The sequence below is a fragment of the Sandarakinorhabdus sp. genome, assembly GCF_041689835.1.
Lineage (GTDB): Bacteria > Pseudomonadota > Alphaproteobacteria > Sphingomonadales > Sphingomonadaceae > Sandarakinorhabdus.
This window is the reverse complement of the sequence record NZ_JBDNFM010000016.1, coordinates 1-13959: the sequence shown is the minus strand read 5'-3', so window position 1 is coordinate 13959 and position 13959 is coordinate 1. Positions and strand designations below refer to the sequence as shown.

The 13959-nt window shown below is 65.0% G+C and carries 18 protein-coding genes; 15 read left to right on the top strand and 3 right to left on the bottom strand.

What is annotated here, in order from left to right; genetic code table 11:
* Window positions 1–643: M14-type cytosolic carboxypeptidase (locus ACESL8_RS00825; protein WP_372914918.1), on the bottom strand; the 643-nt coding region annotated here is incomplete at its 3' end.
* The gene (locus tag ACESL8_RS00820; RefSeq protein WP_372914916.1) at window positions 640–1284 is read right to left on the bottom strand and encodes a DUF4136 domain-containing protein; all 645 of its coding nucleotides are present in this window, start codon (window positions 1282–1284) and stop codon (window positions 640–642) included. The genes ACESL8_RS00825 and ACESL8_RS00820, both read right to left, overlap by 4 nt.
* Window positions 1285–1449: 165 nt before the next feature.
* Between ACESL8_RS00820 and ykgO the strand changes: the two genes are divergently transcribed.
* Window positions 1450–1575 carry a type B 50S ribosomal protein L36 gene (gene ykgO / locus ACESL8_RS00815; RefSeq protein WP_372914914.1) on the top strand — a complete coding sequence of 42 codons (126 nt, stop codon included), beginning with the start codon at window positions 1450–1452 and terminating at the stop codon, window positions 1573–1575.
* Between the two features lie 86 nt (window positions 1576–1661).
* Window positions 1662–2270 carry an HAD family hydrolase gene (locus ACESL8_RS00810; protein ID WP_372914912.1) on the top strand — a complete coding sequence of 203 codons (609 nt, stop codon included), beginning with the start codon at window positions 1662–1664 and terminating at the stop codon, window positions 2268–2270.
* Here the strand turns inward: ACESL8_RS00810 and pyk are convergent.
* Complete coding sequence (gene pyk, locus ACESL8_RS00805; RefSeq protein WP_372914910.1) at window positions 2264–3715, bottom strand: pyruvate kinase; 1452 nt, start codon at window positions 3713–3715, stop codon at window positions 2264–2266. The genes ACESL8_RS00810 and pyk overlap by 7 nt on opposite strands.
* 75 nt (window positions 3716–3790) lie before the next feature.
* Between pyk and ACESL8_RS00800 the strand changes: the two genes are divergently transcribed.
* The 13 genes from ACESL8_RS00800 to ACESL8_RS00740 all read left to right on the top strand — a co-directional run.
* On the top strand, window positions 3791–4111 hold the full coding sequence (locus ACESL8_RS00800) for a DUF1244 domain-containing protein (protein WP_372914908.1): 321 nt from the start codon (window positions 3791–3793) through the stop codon (window positions 4109–4111).
* A gap of 34 nt (window positions 4112–4145) precedes the next feature.
* A complete protein-coding gene (locus ACESL8_RS00795) occupies window positions 4146–4385 on the top strand; it encodes a DUF2312 domain-containing protein (RefSeq protein WP_372914906.1) in 240 nt (79 codons plus the stop codon).
* Window positions 4386–4399: 14 nt separating this feature from the next.
* On the top strand, window positions 4400–5041 hold the full coding sequence (locus ACESL8_RS00790; RefSeq protein ID WP_372914904.1) for a glutathione S-transferase family protein: 642 nt from the start codon (window positions 4400–4402) through the stop codon (window positions 5039–5041).
* A 51-nt stretch (window positions 5042–5092) separates the two neighbouring features.
* Window positions 5093–5584, top strand: a complete 492-nt coding sequence (locus ACESL8_RS00785; RefSeq protein ID WP_372914902.1) for a (2Fe-2S)-binding protein — start codon at window positions 5093–5095, stop codon at window positions 5582–5584.
* Window positions 5577–6365, top strand: a complete 789-nt coding sequence (locus ACESL8_RS00780) for a xanthine dehydrogenase family protein subunit M (RefSeq protein ID WP_372914900.1) — start codon at window positions 5577–5579, stop codon at window positions 6363–6365. The genes ACESL8_RS00785 and ACESL8_RS00780 overlap by 8 nt, the downstream gene beginning before the upstream one ends.
* A 118-nt stretch (window positions 6366–6483) precedes the next feature.
* The gene (locus ACESL8_RS00775; RefSeq protein WP_372914898.1) at window positions 6484–7224 is read left to right on the top strand and encodes a YebC/PmpR family DNA-binding transcriptional regulator; all 741 of its coding nucleotides are present in this window, start codon (window positions 6484–6486) and stop codon (window positions 7222–7224) included.
* Entirely contained in the window at window positions 7221–7658 is a 438-nt protein-coding gene (locus ACESL8_RS00770; RefSeq protein WP_372914896.1) for a DUF4440 domain-containing protein, read from the top strand. The genes ACESL8_RS00775 and ACESL8_RS00770 overlap by 4 nt, the downstream gene beginning before the upstream one ends.
* A complete protein-coding gene (gene ruvC, locus ACESL8_RS00765) occupies window positions 7655–8146 on the top strand; it encodes a crossover junction endodeoxyribonuclease RuvC (protein WP_372914894.1) in 492 nt (163 codons plus the stop codon). The genes ACESL8_RS00770 and ruvC overlap by 4 nt, the downstream gene beginning before the upstream one ends.
* Window positions 8143–8739, top strand: a complete 597-nt coding sequence (gene ruvA, locus ACESL8_RS00760) for a Holliday junction branch migration protein RuvA (protein WP_372914892.1) — start codon at window positions 8143–8145, stop codon at window positions 8737–8739. The genes ruvC and ruvA overlap by 4 nt, the downstream gene beginning before the upstream one ends.
* Window positions 8740–8754: 15 nt before the next feature.
* Window positions 8755–9777 (top strand): Holliday junction branch migration DNA helicase RuvB, encoded by a 1023-nt coding sequence (gene ruvB / locus ACESL8_RS00755; protein WP_372914890.1) that lies wholly within the window; start codon window positions 8755–8757, stop codon window positions 9775–9777.
* An 8-nt stretch (window positions 9778–9785) separates the two neighbouring features.
* Window positions 9786–11042: a cysteine desulfurase-like protein gene (locus tag ACESL8_RS00750; protein ID WP_372914888.1), complete on the top strand. Its 1257-nt coding sequence runs from the start codon at window positions 9786–9788 to the stop codon at window positions 11040–11042.
* A 199-nt stretch (window positions 11043–11241) separates the two neighbouring features.
* On the top strand, window positions 11242–12651 hold the full coding sequence (gene leuC, locus ACESL8_RS00745) for a 3-isopropylmalate dehydratase large subunit (RefSeq protein ID WP_372914886.1): 1410 nt from the start codon (window positions 11242–11244) through the stop codon (window positions 12649–12651).
* A 156-nt stretch (window positions 12652–12807) separates the two neighbouring features.
* On the top strand, window positions 12808–13959 hold a 1152-nt coding region (locus ACESL8_RS00740), incomplete at its 3' end, for a 7TM-DISM domain-containing protein (protein WP_372914884.1).

Sequence of the window (13959 nt, the reverse complement as noted above, 5' to 3'; positions counted from 1 at the left end):
GCACACTGCCATCGGGGTTCATGTTGGGCACGATGTGGAAAGTCGCCTCGCTGCGGAGTTTTCGCGCCGCCGGGTCGTGCGGGTCGGTCAGCCGCTCCAGCGCGCCTTCCATCCACCACTCCGCCATGCTTTCGCCGGGATGCTGGCGGGCATAAAGCCACACGGATTTGGCGCCCGTGCCCACCACCAGGCGGTCGATGGGCCGACCATCGAGGCTGTGGCCCAGCACATCCGCCGCCACGCCCGGCCGGGCCGCGATGCGGGCAATGAGGTCGTGGTGGCGTTCAAGGCTGTAGGGCGCGAAATAGGCCAGCCAGATCTGGTCCACCTCTGGTGTGACGATGATGGTGAGGGTGCCGCCCGCGGATTTGGCATCGAAACTGGTCTCGGCCCGCCGCCAGCTCTGGCGATCGTCGGACACACAGGCGCGGTAGTCGGGCCAGCCACCGGGATAGGCGCTGCCATTCAAATCGATGATGCGGATGACGCAGCGCTGGCCCTTGGCGCCCGACAGGCGGAAATGGAACCACTGGTAGAAATCGCTGTTGGCATCCTTGTTGATGCTCAGCACGATCTCGTGCGGGCCGGTGATGCGTTCGGCTTTGATGTTGCCGGAATCGAATGCGCTATCGGCGCGAATCATTGGGCGATTTTCACTTTCAGCTTCACGCTTTGCCCGCTCTGGCCGGGAAAGTTTTTGAGCAGGGCTTCGAGCAGCACCGGCGCGGCGCTGAACGGGTCGGCAGCGGGGGCGATGGTGGTGGCGCGGCCTTCCCACACGGTGGTGTTGTCGCTTCTGCGGCTGATCTGCATCGTCATCAGCGCGGCGGTGACAGTGCGCGCGCCGCCGCCAATCGGGAACGACAAACCGCCGCCAACACCGCCATTCCAGCCGCCGGTGCCGCCGCCTAGCCCGATGGAAAAGGGAGAGCGGCGCTGAACCAGCTCGCTGTTGCCGGTGAGTGCGATGCGGGCGACATAATCGGCCGGCTGGCCCTCGGCCACGGGCTTGAAGCCGGCACGGGCAAGCGCGCCATTGGCTGCCGCCGCCAACACGCTGAATTGCAGTGAGGGCGGCGCTGGCGGCGCACCGGCGCCTGCTGGCGGCGCGGCTGGTTCGACGGCGATGCTGGCACCGATAATCGCCGGCGCTGGCGGCGCCAGCAGGTGAAAACGGGTGACCTCGACGCGGGCGGTCGCCGCGATGGCCGCTGCCGGCAGCAACAACAGTGAAGCACTGATTGCGGCAAAGGTTAGAGCATGGTTGAAGGTGGGGCGGCGCATGGCAGATTTCCAGGATGGTGTTGCAGGCAGCTTGCATGTGAGCCAGCCGGTTGCAACCCAAGCTGAACGAGCCAGGGTTTTGGCTGCTGCGATGGTTGACAAAGCGCCCGCGCTCCCTTAGCCCCGGCCGACCAATTCAACCCCTGATTCAGCCCGGAATTTTCCATGAAGGTCCGCAACAGCCTCAAGAGCCTCAAGGGCCGCCACCGCGATTGCCAGGTCGTGCGCCGCCGTGGCCGCACCTACGTGATCAACAAGACCAACCCGCGCTTCAAGGCCCGCCAGGGCTGAACCCGGCGCAGCTGTCCCACGCGGCAGCTGGTTGAAACGCAAGCCCCTGCCATCCGGCGGGGGTTTTGCTGTTTTTGGATATGCCCATGCTGCGCGCAGTTGTCTTTGATGTCGGCAATGTGCTGTTCGATTGGAACGTTCGTGCCTTTTACGCGCATTTCATCCCCGATCCAGCGCGGCTGGACTGGTTTCTCGCCGAAGTCGTCACCCCGGCGTGGCATTTCCAGCATGACGCGGGCCGCCCCTTTGCCCAAACCAGCGCCGAACTGATCGCCCGCTTCCCGGCCGAGGCCGATCTGATCAGCCTGTTCGGCCCGCACTTCAACGAGACCATCACGGGCGCGATCCCCGGCATGATCGAATTGGTGGAGCGCCTGTCGGCGCGCGGCGTGCCGTTGTTTGCCATTACCAATTTCAGTCACGAATTCTGGCCGCCGTTCCGCGCGCAATGGCCGGTTTTCGACCTTTTCCAGAACATCATCGTATCGGGTGAGGAACGGCTGACCAAGCCCGGCGCCGCCATCTACCAGCTCGCGCTGTGCCGATTCGGTTTGGTACCGCGCGAGGGGCTGTTTGTTGATGATCGGCCCGAAAATATCGCGGCGGCACAGGCCAATGGCTTTGCCGGTCACCTGTTCACAAATGCCGAAACACTCGCTGCCGAACTGGCCGCGGCGGGCCTTCTCGCTCAATAATTCTTCAGCTCGTCTCCGGTGAGGTGCACGACGTGGACGACGTTGGTGGTGCCTGGCGTGGAGAACGGCACGCCTGCGATCAGCACCAGCGGGTCGCCGCCGCGGGCAAGGCCGGTGCGCAGCGCCATGCGCTTGGATTTGGCCACCATGTCTTCGAAATTGCCGACATCGCGGGTGGTGACGGCGTGTACGCCCCACACCAGCGCCATGCGCCGCGCCGTGGTCTGGCTGGGGGTGAGGCACAGCACCGGCACCGATGGCCGTTCGCGTGCCGCCCGCCGCGCGGTGGAGCCGGAAATGGTGAAGCAGGCGATGGCGCGCGCGCCCACCGTGCGGCTGATTTCGGCCGCCGCTGCCGTGATGGCGGCAGCGGTGGAGCGGCCGACCGCCACTTCGGTAAAATGCACGCGGCCATAATAACCGGGATCAGCCTCCACCTGGCCCGCGATGGCATCCATCATGGTGACGGCTTCCACCGGCCAATCGCCAGCGGCGCTTTCGGCGGACAGCATCACCGCGTCCGCCCCGTCATAGATGGCGGTGGCCACATCCGAAACTTCGGCGCGGGTGGGCGAAGGGCTGGTGATCATCGATTCCAGCATCTGCGTCGCCACCACCACCGGCTTGCCCAGGCTGCGCGCCATGGCGACGATGCGTTTTTGTGCGGGCGGCACGTTTTGCGGCGGCAGTTCGACACCCAGATCGCCGCGCGCCACCATCACCGCATCGGCGATTTCCAATATTTCCTCCAGCCGCTCCAGCGCTGCCGGTTTTTCGATCTTGGCTAGCAGCGCGGCGCGGCCGCCGATCAGGCTGCGGGCTTCGGCCACGTCTTCGGGGCGCTGCACAAAGCTCAATGCGATCCAATCCACCCCGCAATCCAGCGCAAAGGCCAGATCGGCGCGATCCTTTGGCGTCAGCGCCGGCAGCGGCACCACCACATCGGGCACATTCACGCCCTTGTTGTCCTTGATGGTACCGGGCACTTCCACCACGCAATCGATGGCGTCGGCCGAAACGGCGGTGGCGCGCAGCACGATCTTGCCATCATCCACCAGCAGCCGCGCACCGGGGTGCAACGCGGCAAAAATCTCCTTGTGCGGCAGGCATACGCGCGCACCGTCGCCGGGCGCGGTGTGGCGGTCGAAACGGAACGCCTGGCCCTTCACCAGTTCAGCGCTGCCGCCGGCGACGCGGCCCACACGCAGTTTGGGGCCTTGCAAATCGGCGAGGATGGCAATGGGCCGCCCGCCTGCCTTCTCGACGGCGCGCACGGCCGCGATCAGCTTGCCCTGGCTTTCGTGGCTGCCGTGGCTCATGTTCACCCGGAAGGCGTCGGCGCCGGCGGCGTGCAGCTTGCCGATCATTTCTTCGGTGGCCGACGCCGGGCCCAATGTGGCCAGCACCTTGACCCGGCGCGCCCTTGGTTGAAGATGTCGGCTCATGCAGGCGCCTTGTCGTTGATCTGCCGCCACTCTAGCGGCTGATGCGGCCCAGTGCCACAGAAGAGAGACAGAGCGATGACGATCCTGGCCGATGACGCAGTGCGGGAACAGCTTGAAGCCGCAGCCTTTCGCCGTCTGATGCTGCACCTTGAGCAGCGCAGCGATGTGCAGAATATCGATTTGATGGGCTGGAGCGGCTTTTGCCGTAACTGCCTTGGCGACTGGCTGCACGAGGAAGCCGAAAAGCGCGGACTGGTCTTGAGCAAGGACGAGGGGCGCAGCCATGTTTGCGGGATGAGCCAAGCGCAATGGAAGGCGTTGCACCAGCAACCTGCCAGCAAGGAACAACTGGATCGTATGGCCGAATCGCTGGCGAAGAACGAGGCCGTCCGGTAACCGGCTCCGACAAGACTTCACTACAGGGATCATCATGACCGACGAGAACGTGTCCGCCACCCAGTTGCGCCTGTTCATCGAGCGCATCGAAACGCTGGAAGAGGAAAAGAAGGGCACCGCCGACGACATCAAGGATGTCTATGCCGAAGCCAAGGGCACCGGATTCGACATCAAGACGATGAAATCGCTGGTGCGCTTGCGGAAAATGGAAGCGGCCGCCCGGCAGGAAGCCGAAGCGTTGCTGGAAACTTACAAGGCCGCGCTCGGCCTGTGAACGGGGGAAAACTGATGATACTTTATGGCGGAAAACTGTCACCGTTCGTGATGCGGCCGCTGCTGGTGAGCCGGGCCAAGGGCGCGGAAGTGACGTTGGGAAACTTCGAAGGCGGCATCAAGTGCCCGGACTATCTGGCCCTGTGTCCGACGGGCAAGATGCCGCTGCTGGTCGATGGCGATCTGGCGTTGCCGGAAAGCCAGGTCATCGCCGATTATCTGGACATGGCGTTGCCTGGCCCGAAACTGGTGCCGACCGATGCCGCCGGCGCTGCCAAGGTGCGGCTGCTGGTGCGGCTGGCAGACAGCTATGTGGTGCCGCAACTGGGCGGGCTGTTCCGTGGCCGCGAGAACCCCGCCGGCGTGCCCGACGCACTTAAGGGCATGGCCGAGGCGCTGGGCTATATCGAGCATTACCGCAACGCCGCCGATGAATTTGCCCATGGTGACAGCTTCACCCAGGCAGATGCCGCGCTGATCCCGCTGTTTTTCTTCTTCGATGCGCTGGACGGCAAGATGCCAACCAAGGCGCTGGTGACGGCAAATCCCGGCCTCGCTGCCTGGTGGGCCCGCGCCAAGGCCAGCCCGCTGGGCGCGCAGGCGATTGCCGAACAGGCCGAAGGCTTGAAACAGATGATGGCCAGCCGCGCCAGTTGATTGCCGGCAGCGCCGCACCGCGATAGGCTGTAGGCAAAGAGGGAAATCCGGATGCAGATGACGCTGACCATCAATGGCCAGAACCACGCGGTGGAGGCCCCGGCCGCCGCCTTGCTGGTGGAGGTTTTGCGCGATCAATTGGGGCTGACCGGCACCCACATCGGCTGCGACACCAGCCAGTGCGGCGCGTGCAACGTGCTGGTGGACGGCGCGGCGGTGAAGGCGTGCAACATTCTGGCAGCGCAGGCGCAGGGCGCGGCGATCACCACCATCGAAGGCGTTGGTGGAGGTGGGGGCACCGCCGAAGCGCTGCACCCCATGCAGCAGGCGTTCCGCACCGAGCACGGCCTGCAATGCGGATTCTGCACGCCGGGCATGGTGATGGCCGGATTGGAAATGGTGCGCAAGCATGGCACCACGCTGACGCCGGAACTGGTCACCCACGAGCTCGAAGGCAATCTGTGCCGCTGCACGGGCTACATCAATATCGTCAAGGCGATCGTGGCCGGTGCCGCCGCGATGGGGGAAATGGCTCATGCGTGATTTTGCCCTGCACCGTCCGGCCAGCGTTGCTGCTGCCGCTGCCTCGTTCATGGGGGAAGCCGGGGAGGCGGCGTACATCGCCGGCGGCCATACGCTGATCCCAGCCATGAAATCGCGGCTGCGCATGCCCGATGCACTGGTTGATCTGTCGGGGCTGGGCCTGTCGGGCATCGCAAGCGACGGCGGCCGCCTGTGGATTGGCGCGATGACCCTCCACGCCGATGTTGCGGCGGGTGCGGCGGCGATTCCGGGCCTTGCCGGCCTTGCCATCCTCATTGGCGACGCGCAGGTGCGCAACCGCGGTACGCTGGGTGGCAGCCTGGCCAACAACGATCCCGCCGCCGATTATCCCGCCGCCGCACTGGCGCTGGATGCGGTGATCGAGACGGACCGCGGCAGCCACGCCGCCGCCGATTTCTTCCAAGGCATGTTCTCCACTGCGCTGGCGGACGGCGAGATCATCACCCGCGTCGGCTTCGCAATTCCGCAAGCATCTGCCTATGCCAAATTCCGCCATCCGGCCTCGCGCTATGCGGTGGTGGGCGTGTATGTGGCCCGCCACGCGGACCAGAGTTCCAGCGCGTGGCGCGTTGCAGTGACAGGGGCCGGGCCGGGCGTGTTCCGCTGGACGGAAGCGGAAACCGCGCTGGCTGCCGGCAGCGATACGGCCGAGCTGGTGTTGCCCGCCGACGATCTGAGCACCGACATTCACGCCAGTGCCGAATATCGCGCCCATCTGTGCGGCGTGATGCTCAAACAGGCGCTGGCCGCGCTGGCCTGAACCGGCAGGACCTTGATGCCCGGCCTCATCGTCACCCTCATCAGGCTGCGCTGATTGCCGATTGGCGCGGTGGTTGCTAAGGCCGCAGCCATCCCGTTTCACAACCAGTTGAACGATCATGGCCGGCCACAGCAAATTCAAGAACATCATGCACCGCAAGGGCGCGCAGGACAAAAAGCGCAGCGCCTTGTTTTCCAAGTTTTCGCGCGAAATCACCGTCGCGGCCAAGATGGGCATGCCCGATCCGGCCAACAACCCGCGCCTGCGCGCCGCTGTGCTCGCCGCCCGGGCCGAAGGCATGCCCAAGGACAATATCCAGCGCGCCATCGACAAGAGCCAGTCAAGCGACACCGCCAATTACGAAGAAGTGCGCTATGAAGGCTTTGGCCCCGGCGGCGTCTCGCTGATCATCGAAAGCCTTACCGATAATCGCAACCGCACCGCCACCAACGTGCGCACCTTCATGGCAAGGAACGGCGGCAATCTGGGCGCATCGGGATCGGTGAGCCACGGTTTTGAACGGCTGGGCCTGATTGTGTATCCGGCCAAGGCCGGCAGCGCCGATGCCGTGTTCGAAGCCGCATCGGAAGCCGGCGCCGACGATGTGCAATCTTCCGATGACGGCCACGAAATCTGGACCGCAACCGGTGCCCTGCACGAAACCGCCAAGGCGCTGGAAGCCGTGTTGGGTGAAGCCAAAGCCATCAAGCTGGCGTGGAAGCCGGGCCTGATGGTGCGCGTTGGCGAAGCGGATGCGCTGCTGTTGCTCAAGCTGCTCGACGCTTTGGAAGAAGATGATGACGTGCAGACCGTCTGGGGCAATTATGATGTGCCCGAAGACGTGCTGGCGGCGCTGTGAAGCCGGCACTGGGTGCACTGTTGATGATCATGGCCACACCTGCCGCCGCCGATCCGGTGCAAGACATCAAGGCCGCCCGCGCCGCCTATAATGCCGCCATCGCTGCCCGCGATGTTGCCGGCGTCCGCGCTGCGCTTGGTGATGGCTATGTCGGCATTGCCGGTACCGGCGGTGAAGCCATCGCCGGCGCCGATGCAATGGCCGATTATTTTGCCCGCGCCTTCAAGACGCCGGGTTTCTTGGGCTTTGTTCGCACGCCCGACGTGGTGATAGTCGCCGTGCCGCCGCTGCGCACGATGGAACGTGGGCGCTGGACCGGCGGCAGCCTGTCGGGCCGGGTGAGCGGTGAATATTTGGCGGTGTGGGTGCCCACGCCGACGGGGTGGAAGCTGCGCAGTGAGACGTTCGTGACATTGAGCAACGGCCCCAAGTGAGGTTGGTCCTCGGCCTCGATCCCGGGCTGGCGGCGACGGGGTGGGGCGTGATCGTGGCGGACGGAAATCGCCTTAAGCATATCGCCCATGGCACGGTAAAGACGCTTCCCGGTGCCCCGCTGGCCGAGCGGCTGGTGGCTCTGCACGATGGCTTGATGGCGGTTATCGGCGAGCATGGCGCAACCGAAGCGGCGGTGGAGGAGGTGTTCGTCAACGCGAATCCGCAATCGACGCTGAAACTGGGCCAGGCGCGCGGCGTCGTGCTGCTGTGTGCGGCGCGTGCTGGCCTGCCAGTGGCGGAATATGCCACAAGGCTGGTGAAGAAGGCGCTGACCGGTGTGGGCAACGCGGACAAGAACCAGGTGCAGGCGATGGTGGAACGATTGCTGCCGGGCGTGAAAGTGGTGGGGGCGGACGCAGCGGATGCGCTCGCCGTGGCCATCGCCCACGCGCATTTGGGCGCCAGTTTGCGAAGGGGGCTGCTGTGATTGCGCGGTTGAAGGGGCTGGTGGACAGCGTTTCGGCAGATAGCGTGATCGTCGATGTGAACGGCGTCGGCTATCTGGTGCAGGCCTCCACGCGCACATTGTCGGCGCTGTCGGTGGGGCAGAACGTGGTGCTCCACATCGAAACCCAGGTGCGTGAAGACGCCATCACTCTGTTCGGCTGCGTGTCGGAAAGCGAGCAAGCCGCGTTTCGCGCGCTGATCACGGTTCAGGGTGTCGGCGGGCGCGTCGGGCTCAACATCCTGTCCGTGCTCACCCCCGATCAGGTCGCGCACGCAGTGGCGGCTGGCGATGCGGCATCGCTGGCCCGCGCCAACGGTGTTGGCCCCAAGCTCGCCGCGCGCATCGCCAACGAATTGCGCGGAAAATTGGGCGGGATTGCCATGGCCGCCGGTGCGCCGCTGCCGTTGCAGGCCGGCGCGCGCGTGGTGGATGATGCGATGGCAGCGCTCGCCGCGCTCGGTTTCCGTCCGATGGACGCGAGCCGCGCGGTTTCCGAAGCGCTCGCCGAATTGGGGGCAAGCGCCGCACTGAATGATGTGGTGCGGGTGGCGCTCAAGAAAAGCGCGCGGTAAGGCCGTTTGCACCCAATGACCGCCGATCTCGCCCCCCAGCGTCGCCCTGACGACATCGATGCCGCGCTGCGGCCCAAGGGGCTGGACGAGTTTATCGGCCAGCAGGGCTTGCGCGAAAATCTTGGCGTGTTCATCGCGGCGGCGCGGGGGCGCGGCGAGGCGATGGACCATGTGCTGCTGCACGGCCCGCCCGGCCTCGGCAAGACAACGCTGGCACAGATCGTGGCGCGCGAACTGGGCGTGGGGTTCCGCGCCACGTCAGGCCCCGTCATTGGCAAGGCCGGCGATCTGGCGGCCATCCTCACCAATCTCGAACCGCATGATGTGCTGTTCATCGATGAAATCCACCGTCTGTCGCCCGCCGTTGAGGAAATCCTGTATCCGGCGATGGAAGACCGGGTGCTGGACATCATGATTGGCGAAGGCCCGTCGGCGCGCAGCGTGCGTATCGATTTGCCGGCCTTCACGCTGGTGGGCGCCACCACCCGCGCCGGGCTGCTGACCACGCCGCTGCGCGACCGCTTCGGCATTCCGCTGCGCCTGAACTTTTATTCGGTGGATGAACTCGAACAGGTCGTCACCCGCGCCGCGCGGTTGCTCGAACTGCCGCTCACCTCCGACGGCGCCCGCGAGATTGCCGCCCGCGCCCGCGGCACGCCGCGCATCGCCGGGCGCTTGCTCAGGCGGGTGCGCGATTTCGCGGCCGCGGCGGGTCAGGCCGAAGTCACCGCGCGCATTGCCGACGCGTCGCTCAACCGGCTGGAAGTGGACCGGCTCGGGCTTGATGCGATGGACCGGCGCTATTTGATGATGATCGCCGATATCTATCGCGGCGGGCCGGTGGGCATCGAAACCCTGGCCGCTGGCCTGTCCGAAGCGCGCGACACGGTTGAAGACGTGATCGAGCCGTTCCTGATCCAGCAGGGCCTGATCGCCCGCACCGCTCGCGGCCGCATGTTGAACGGCCCGGCGTGGAAACATCTGGGGCTGGTGCCGCCGGCCAACCAAGTGCAACTGCCGCTGCTCGAAGACGATTGAGATTGGGAATGACCATGCTGCCAATAACCCAAGTGCGGGCCGCCTTTCCGGCGCTGGCCCTCTCCGATGACGGCGCGCCGCGGCTTTATCTCGATGCGCCGGCCGGCACCCAGGTTGCGGGCCGGGTGGTCGAGGCGATGAGCCACGCCATGATTGCCGCCTGCGCCAATGATGGCGGCAAGTTCCGCACGTCGGTGGCCGCCGGCGCCATCGCCGATACCGCGATTGCCAGCGCCGCGGCCTTCTTCAATTGCGGCGAAGATGAAGTGATCTTCGGGCTGAACACCACCAGCCTGTTTTTCCAGCTCGCGCCGCTGATTGCCGCGAACTGGCAGGCGGGGGACAATATCCTGCTCACCCGCATGGATCACGATGCCAACGTCGCGCCCTGGCTGCAAGCCGCTGAGGCGCGCGGGGTGGAAGTGCGGTTCATCGAGTGGGACCGCGAGACGTTTGCGCTCAAGCTGGAAACGCTGCCCCATCTGATCGACGCGCGCACCCGCGCCGTGGCGGTTGGCCATGCCAGCAATTTCCTCGGCACCATCAACGATGTCACTGCCGTTTGCGCCGCTGCCCGGGCCGTGGGCGCAGTGAGCATCGTTGATGCCGTGCAGTCCGCGCCGCATATCGCGTTGGATGTGGGCGCCATCGGCTGCGATCTGCTGGCGGCTTCGGCCTATAAATTCTTTGGCCCGCATCTTGGAATGGCGTTTGTTTCGCACCGTTTGCAGGGGCTGATCAGGCCCCTGAAAGTCCGCCCGTCGGCCGATGTGATGCCCACCAGGCTGATGCCCGGCACGCCAAGTTTCGAAGCCATGGCCGGCACCACCGCCGCCATCGAGCATCTGGCCTGGCTGGGCATTGCGGCGGGCACCGTGAGCGCTGATGCGCCGCTGCGGCAGCGGCTGGCCGCTGGGCTGGCGGCGGCGCAGGCGCATGAAACCGAATTGATGCGGCGCTTCCTCACCGGCATTGCCGCCGTGCCGGGCCTCACGCTGCACGGCATCGCCAACGCCAACCGCCTCCACGAACGCGTCGCAACCTTCACGTTCGAGATTGCCGGCCACAGCGCCGATGCCATCGCGGCCAATCTTGCTGCCCGCAACATGTTCGTGTGGAACGGCTATTATTACGCTTGGGAACCGGCCGGCGTGCTCGGCTTGCGGGATCGCGGTGCGGTGCGGGTGGGCTTCACCCACTATAACACGCTGGAGGAAGTGGACGCGCTGACGGCCGCGCTGGGACAGATCGCCGGTCGGGCCTGAAGGCCTGTCCTACACGGGCCGAATCTGTCATCACTGCCAATCGCTTAGCCGCAACTGAAGGCGATATGGACCATGCCATTTTTTCTCTGATTCGATACAATTCGTCAAAACTGGAAAAAGATGCGGCAGCGCCAGGCCGGCGCCTGTCGCGCAGAAATGGCGCTGGATTTTGCCGGAAAGGCTTGGCACAGCCACAACCATGAGCCCACGCACCCTTTATCAGAAAATCTGGGACGATCATGTCGTCGAAACGCTGGAAGACGGCACCGCGCTGATCTTCATTGATCGCCATCTCATTCACGAGGTGACGACGCCGCAGGCGTTCGAAGCGTTGCGCCTCGCCGGCCGTAAGCTGCGCCGGCCCGATCTCACGCTGGCCGTGCCCGATCACAATGTGCCCACAACAGATCGCCGGCTCCCGATCCTCGATCCGATGTCGAAGGCGCAACTGGAAGCGCTGGTAACCAATTGTGCCGATTTCGGCGTGGAACTTTACAGCATCGACGCGCCGCAGCAGGGCATCGTGCATGTCATCGGCCCGGAACAGGGCTTCACCTTTCCCGGCGTCACCTTGGTCTGCGGGGACAGCCACACCGCCACCCACGGTGCCTTCGGCGCACTGGCCTTCGGCATCGGCACATCGGAGGTCGAGCATGTCTTTGCCACGCAAACGCTGCTGCTGCGCCAATCCAGATCGCTGGAAGTGCGCGTCACCGGCAGCCTTGGTTTCTCCATCTCCGCCAAGGATGTCGCGCTGGCGGTTTGCGGCGTGCTGGGTTCGGGCGGCGGCGCTGGCCACGTGATCGAATATACCGGCCCGGTGGTCGAAGCGCTGTCTATGGAAGGGCGCATGACGCTGTGCAACATGGCGATCGAAGCTGGCGCCCGCGCTGGCCTAGTGGCGCCGGACGCAAAAACCTTCGCCTATGTGCAGGGCCGCCCGCGCGCGCCCACGGGCGATGCCTGGGACAAGGCGCTGGCCTGGTGGCAGACGCTGAAAACCGATCCGGGCGCCGCCCATGACAAGCTGATCACCATCGACGGCAGCGCCATCGCGCCGCTGGTGACGTGGGGCACCAGCCCGGAAGACGTGGTGGCGATCACCGGCAGCGTGCCCGATCCTGCCAGTTTCGCCGATGCCGGCAAGCGCGAGGCCGCTGCCAAGAGCCTGGATTACATGGGTCTCACCGCCGGCACCCGCATGGAAGACGTGGCTGTGGAAAACATCTTCATCGGCAGCTGCACCAACAGCCGCATCGAGGATCTGCGGGTTGCGGCGGCGGTGGTGCAGGGCCGCACGGTGGCTGGCAATGTGCGCCAGGCGCTGGTGGTGCCGGGTTCGGGCCTCGTCAAGCGCCAGGCTGAAGCCGAGGGGCTGGACCGCATCTTCATCGACGCCGGTTTTGAATGGCGAGAACCGGGCTGTTCGATGTGTCTGGGCATGAACCCCGATCAGGTGCCGGCCGGCGAACGCTGCGCCAGCACATCGAATCGGAATTTCGTTGGCCGTCAGGGTCCCGGCGCGCGCACCCACTTGCTGTCACCAGCAATGGCAGCAGCGGCGGCTATTGCCGGCAGATTGGCCGATGTGCGGCAGTTGATGGGCTGATTCGGCGCAATTCTTCAGCCAATTCACGCTGTAGCGCCGTCGTCTCGACTTGGCGGTAACGGTTTTTAAACGGCTTATCCTTTATGCTTGTTTCTTACGAGGGATTAGGCAAGGGGCGGATTGTTGCGCCAAAGCAGCAGACCGAAATCGGCTCTGGTGAGCCGACTGGCCTCTTTCATCAAGCGATCAAGGGGTCTGATCGTTTTGGTGGTGGGGCTGTTTTTCGCGCTTTGGGTAGCACCAGCGCGTGCCGAAAACGTGCAACTTGCGTACAGGCTCATTCCAACCTGCCAAGGCAGCGCGTGCATCGCCCCCACCATCGAGATCGCCGGCCCGGATTCGCCCACGGATTCGCCCGGAGACTGGAGCTGGTTTGCCGTTGATACTTCGCGCCTCGCCCGGATGCCGGCCCGCTGGAACCTGGTGGTCGACAATGTCCGCTTCACGGCGATCGAAATCCGGGTGGTCCACACCGGCGGGGTGGCGGTAATCCGCCGCGGCCAGTTCGAACTCGGCCGCAACTGGACGATGGGCAACAACCTGCGCTTTGTGATTCCGGTGGCCGGCAGCGATATCGCCGCTATCCAGATCGGTTACCGCAACATGGATGCGCCGGGTCTGCTGCGCACAATCAAGGCGATGGATGGCCCTGGCCACGAAGCCCATGTGTTGCGCTGGACAGTGCAGGTCGCCCTTGTGCTGGGTGTGCTGTTCTCGGCCTTTGTTTACAACATGTTCCTGCTCACCTGGCTGCGCACCGGCTTTCAGCGCTGGTATGTCGTGTGGCTGGCCGGCAGCCTGGCGTATCTGCTGGTGTGGACAGGCGCGCTGCTCAATATCTTTCCGTTCCTGGCCGGGCCGGCGTCGGTGCGCACGTTTTATCTGCTGATTGGCTTGATGGTGGTGTCGGGCGCGGCCTTTTTCTTCACGCTGCTCGAAAAAAACAAACTGCCCCAGCGGCTGATCGATTTTGGCCAGCTGGCGGGCATGGCGGTGGCGCTCACGTCGGTGTTTGCCGCCTTCGACATGTTGTTTCCGGCGGAGCTGGGCGATCTTCTGCTCAACATCGCGCTGATCGTCGTCACGCTCACCCTCATTGTCGGATCAGCCTATGCGGGGCTGCGCGGCAGCCGGGCGATCTGGTATTATCTAGCCGGCTGGCTGCCGGCGCTGGCCGTGCTGGTGCTGCGTATCTTCCGCAATTTCGGGCTGCTGCCGCAGGATGATCTGGTCGATCTGGCGGGCTTTGCCGCCATCGGCTGGGAATCGCTGCTGCTGTCGCTGGCCATTGCCGATCGCTTTCGCCAG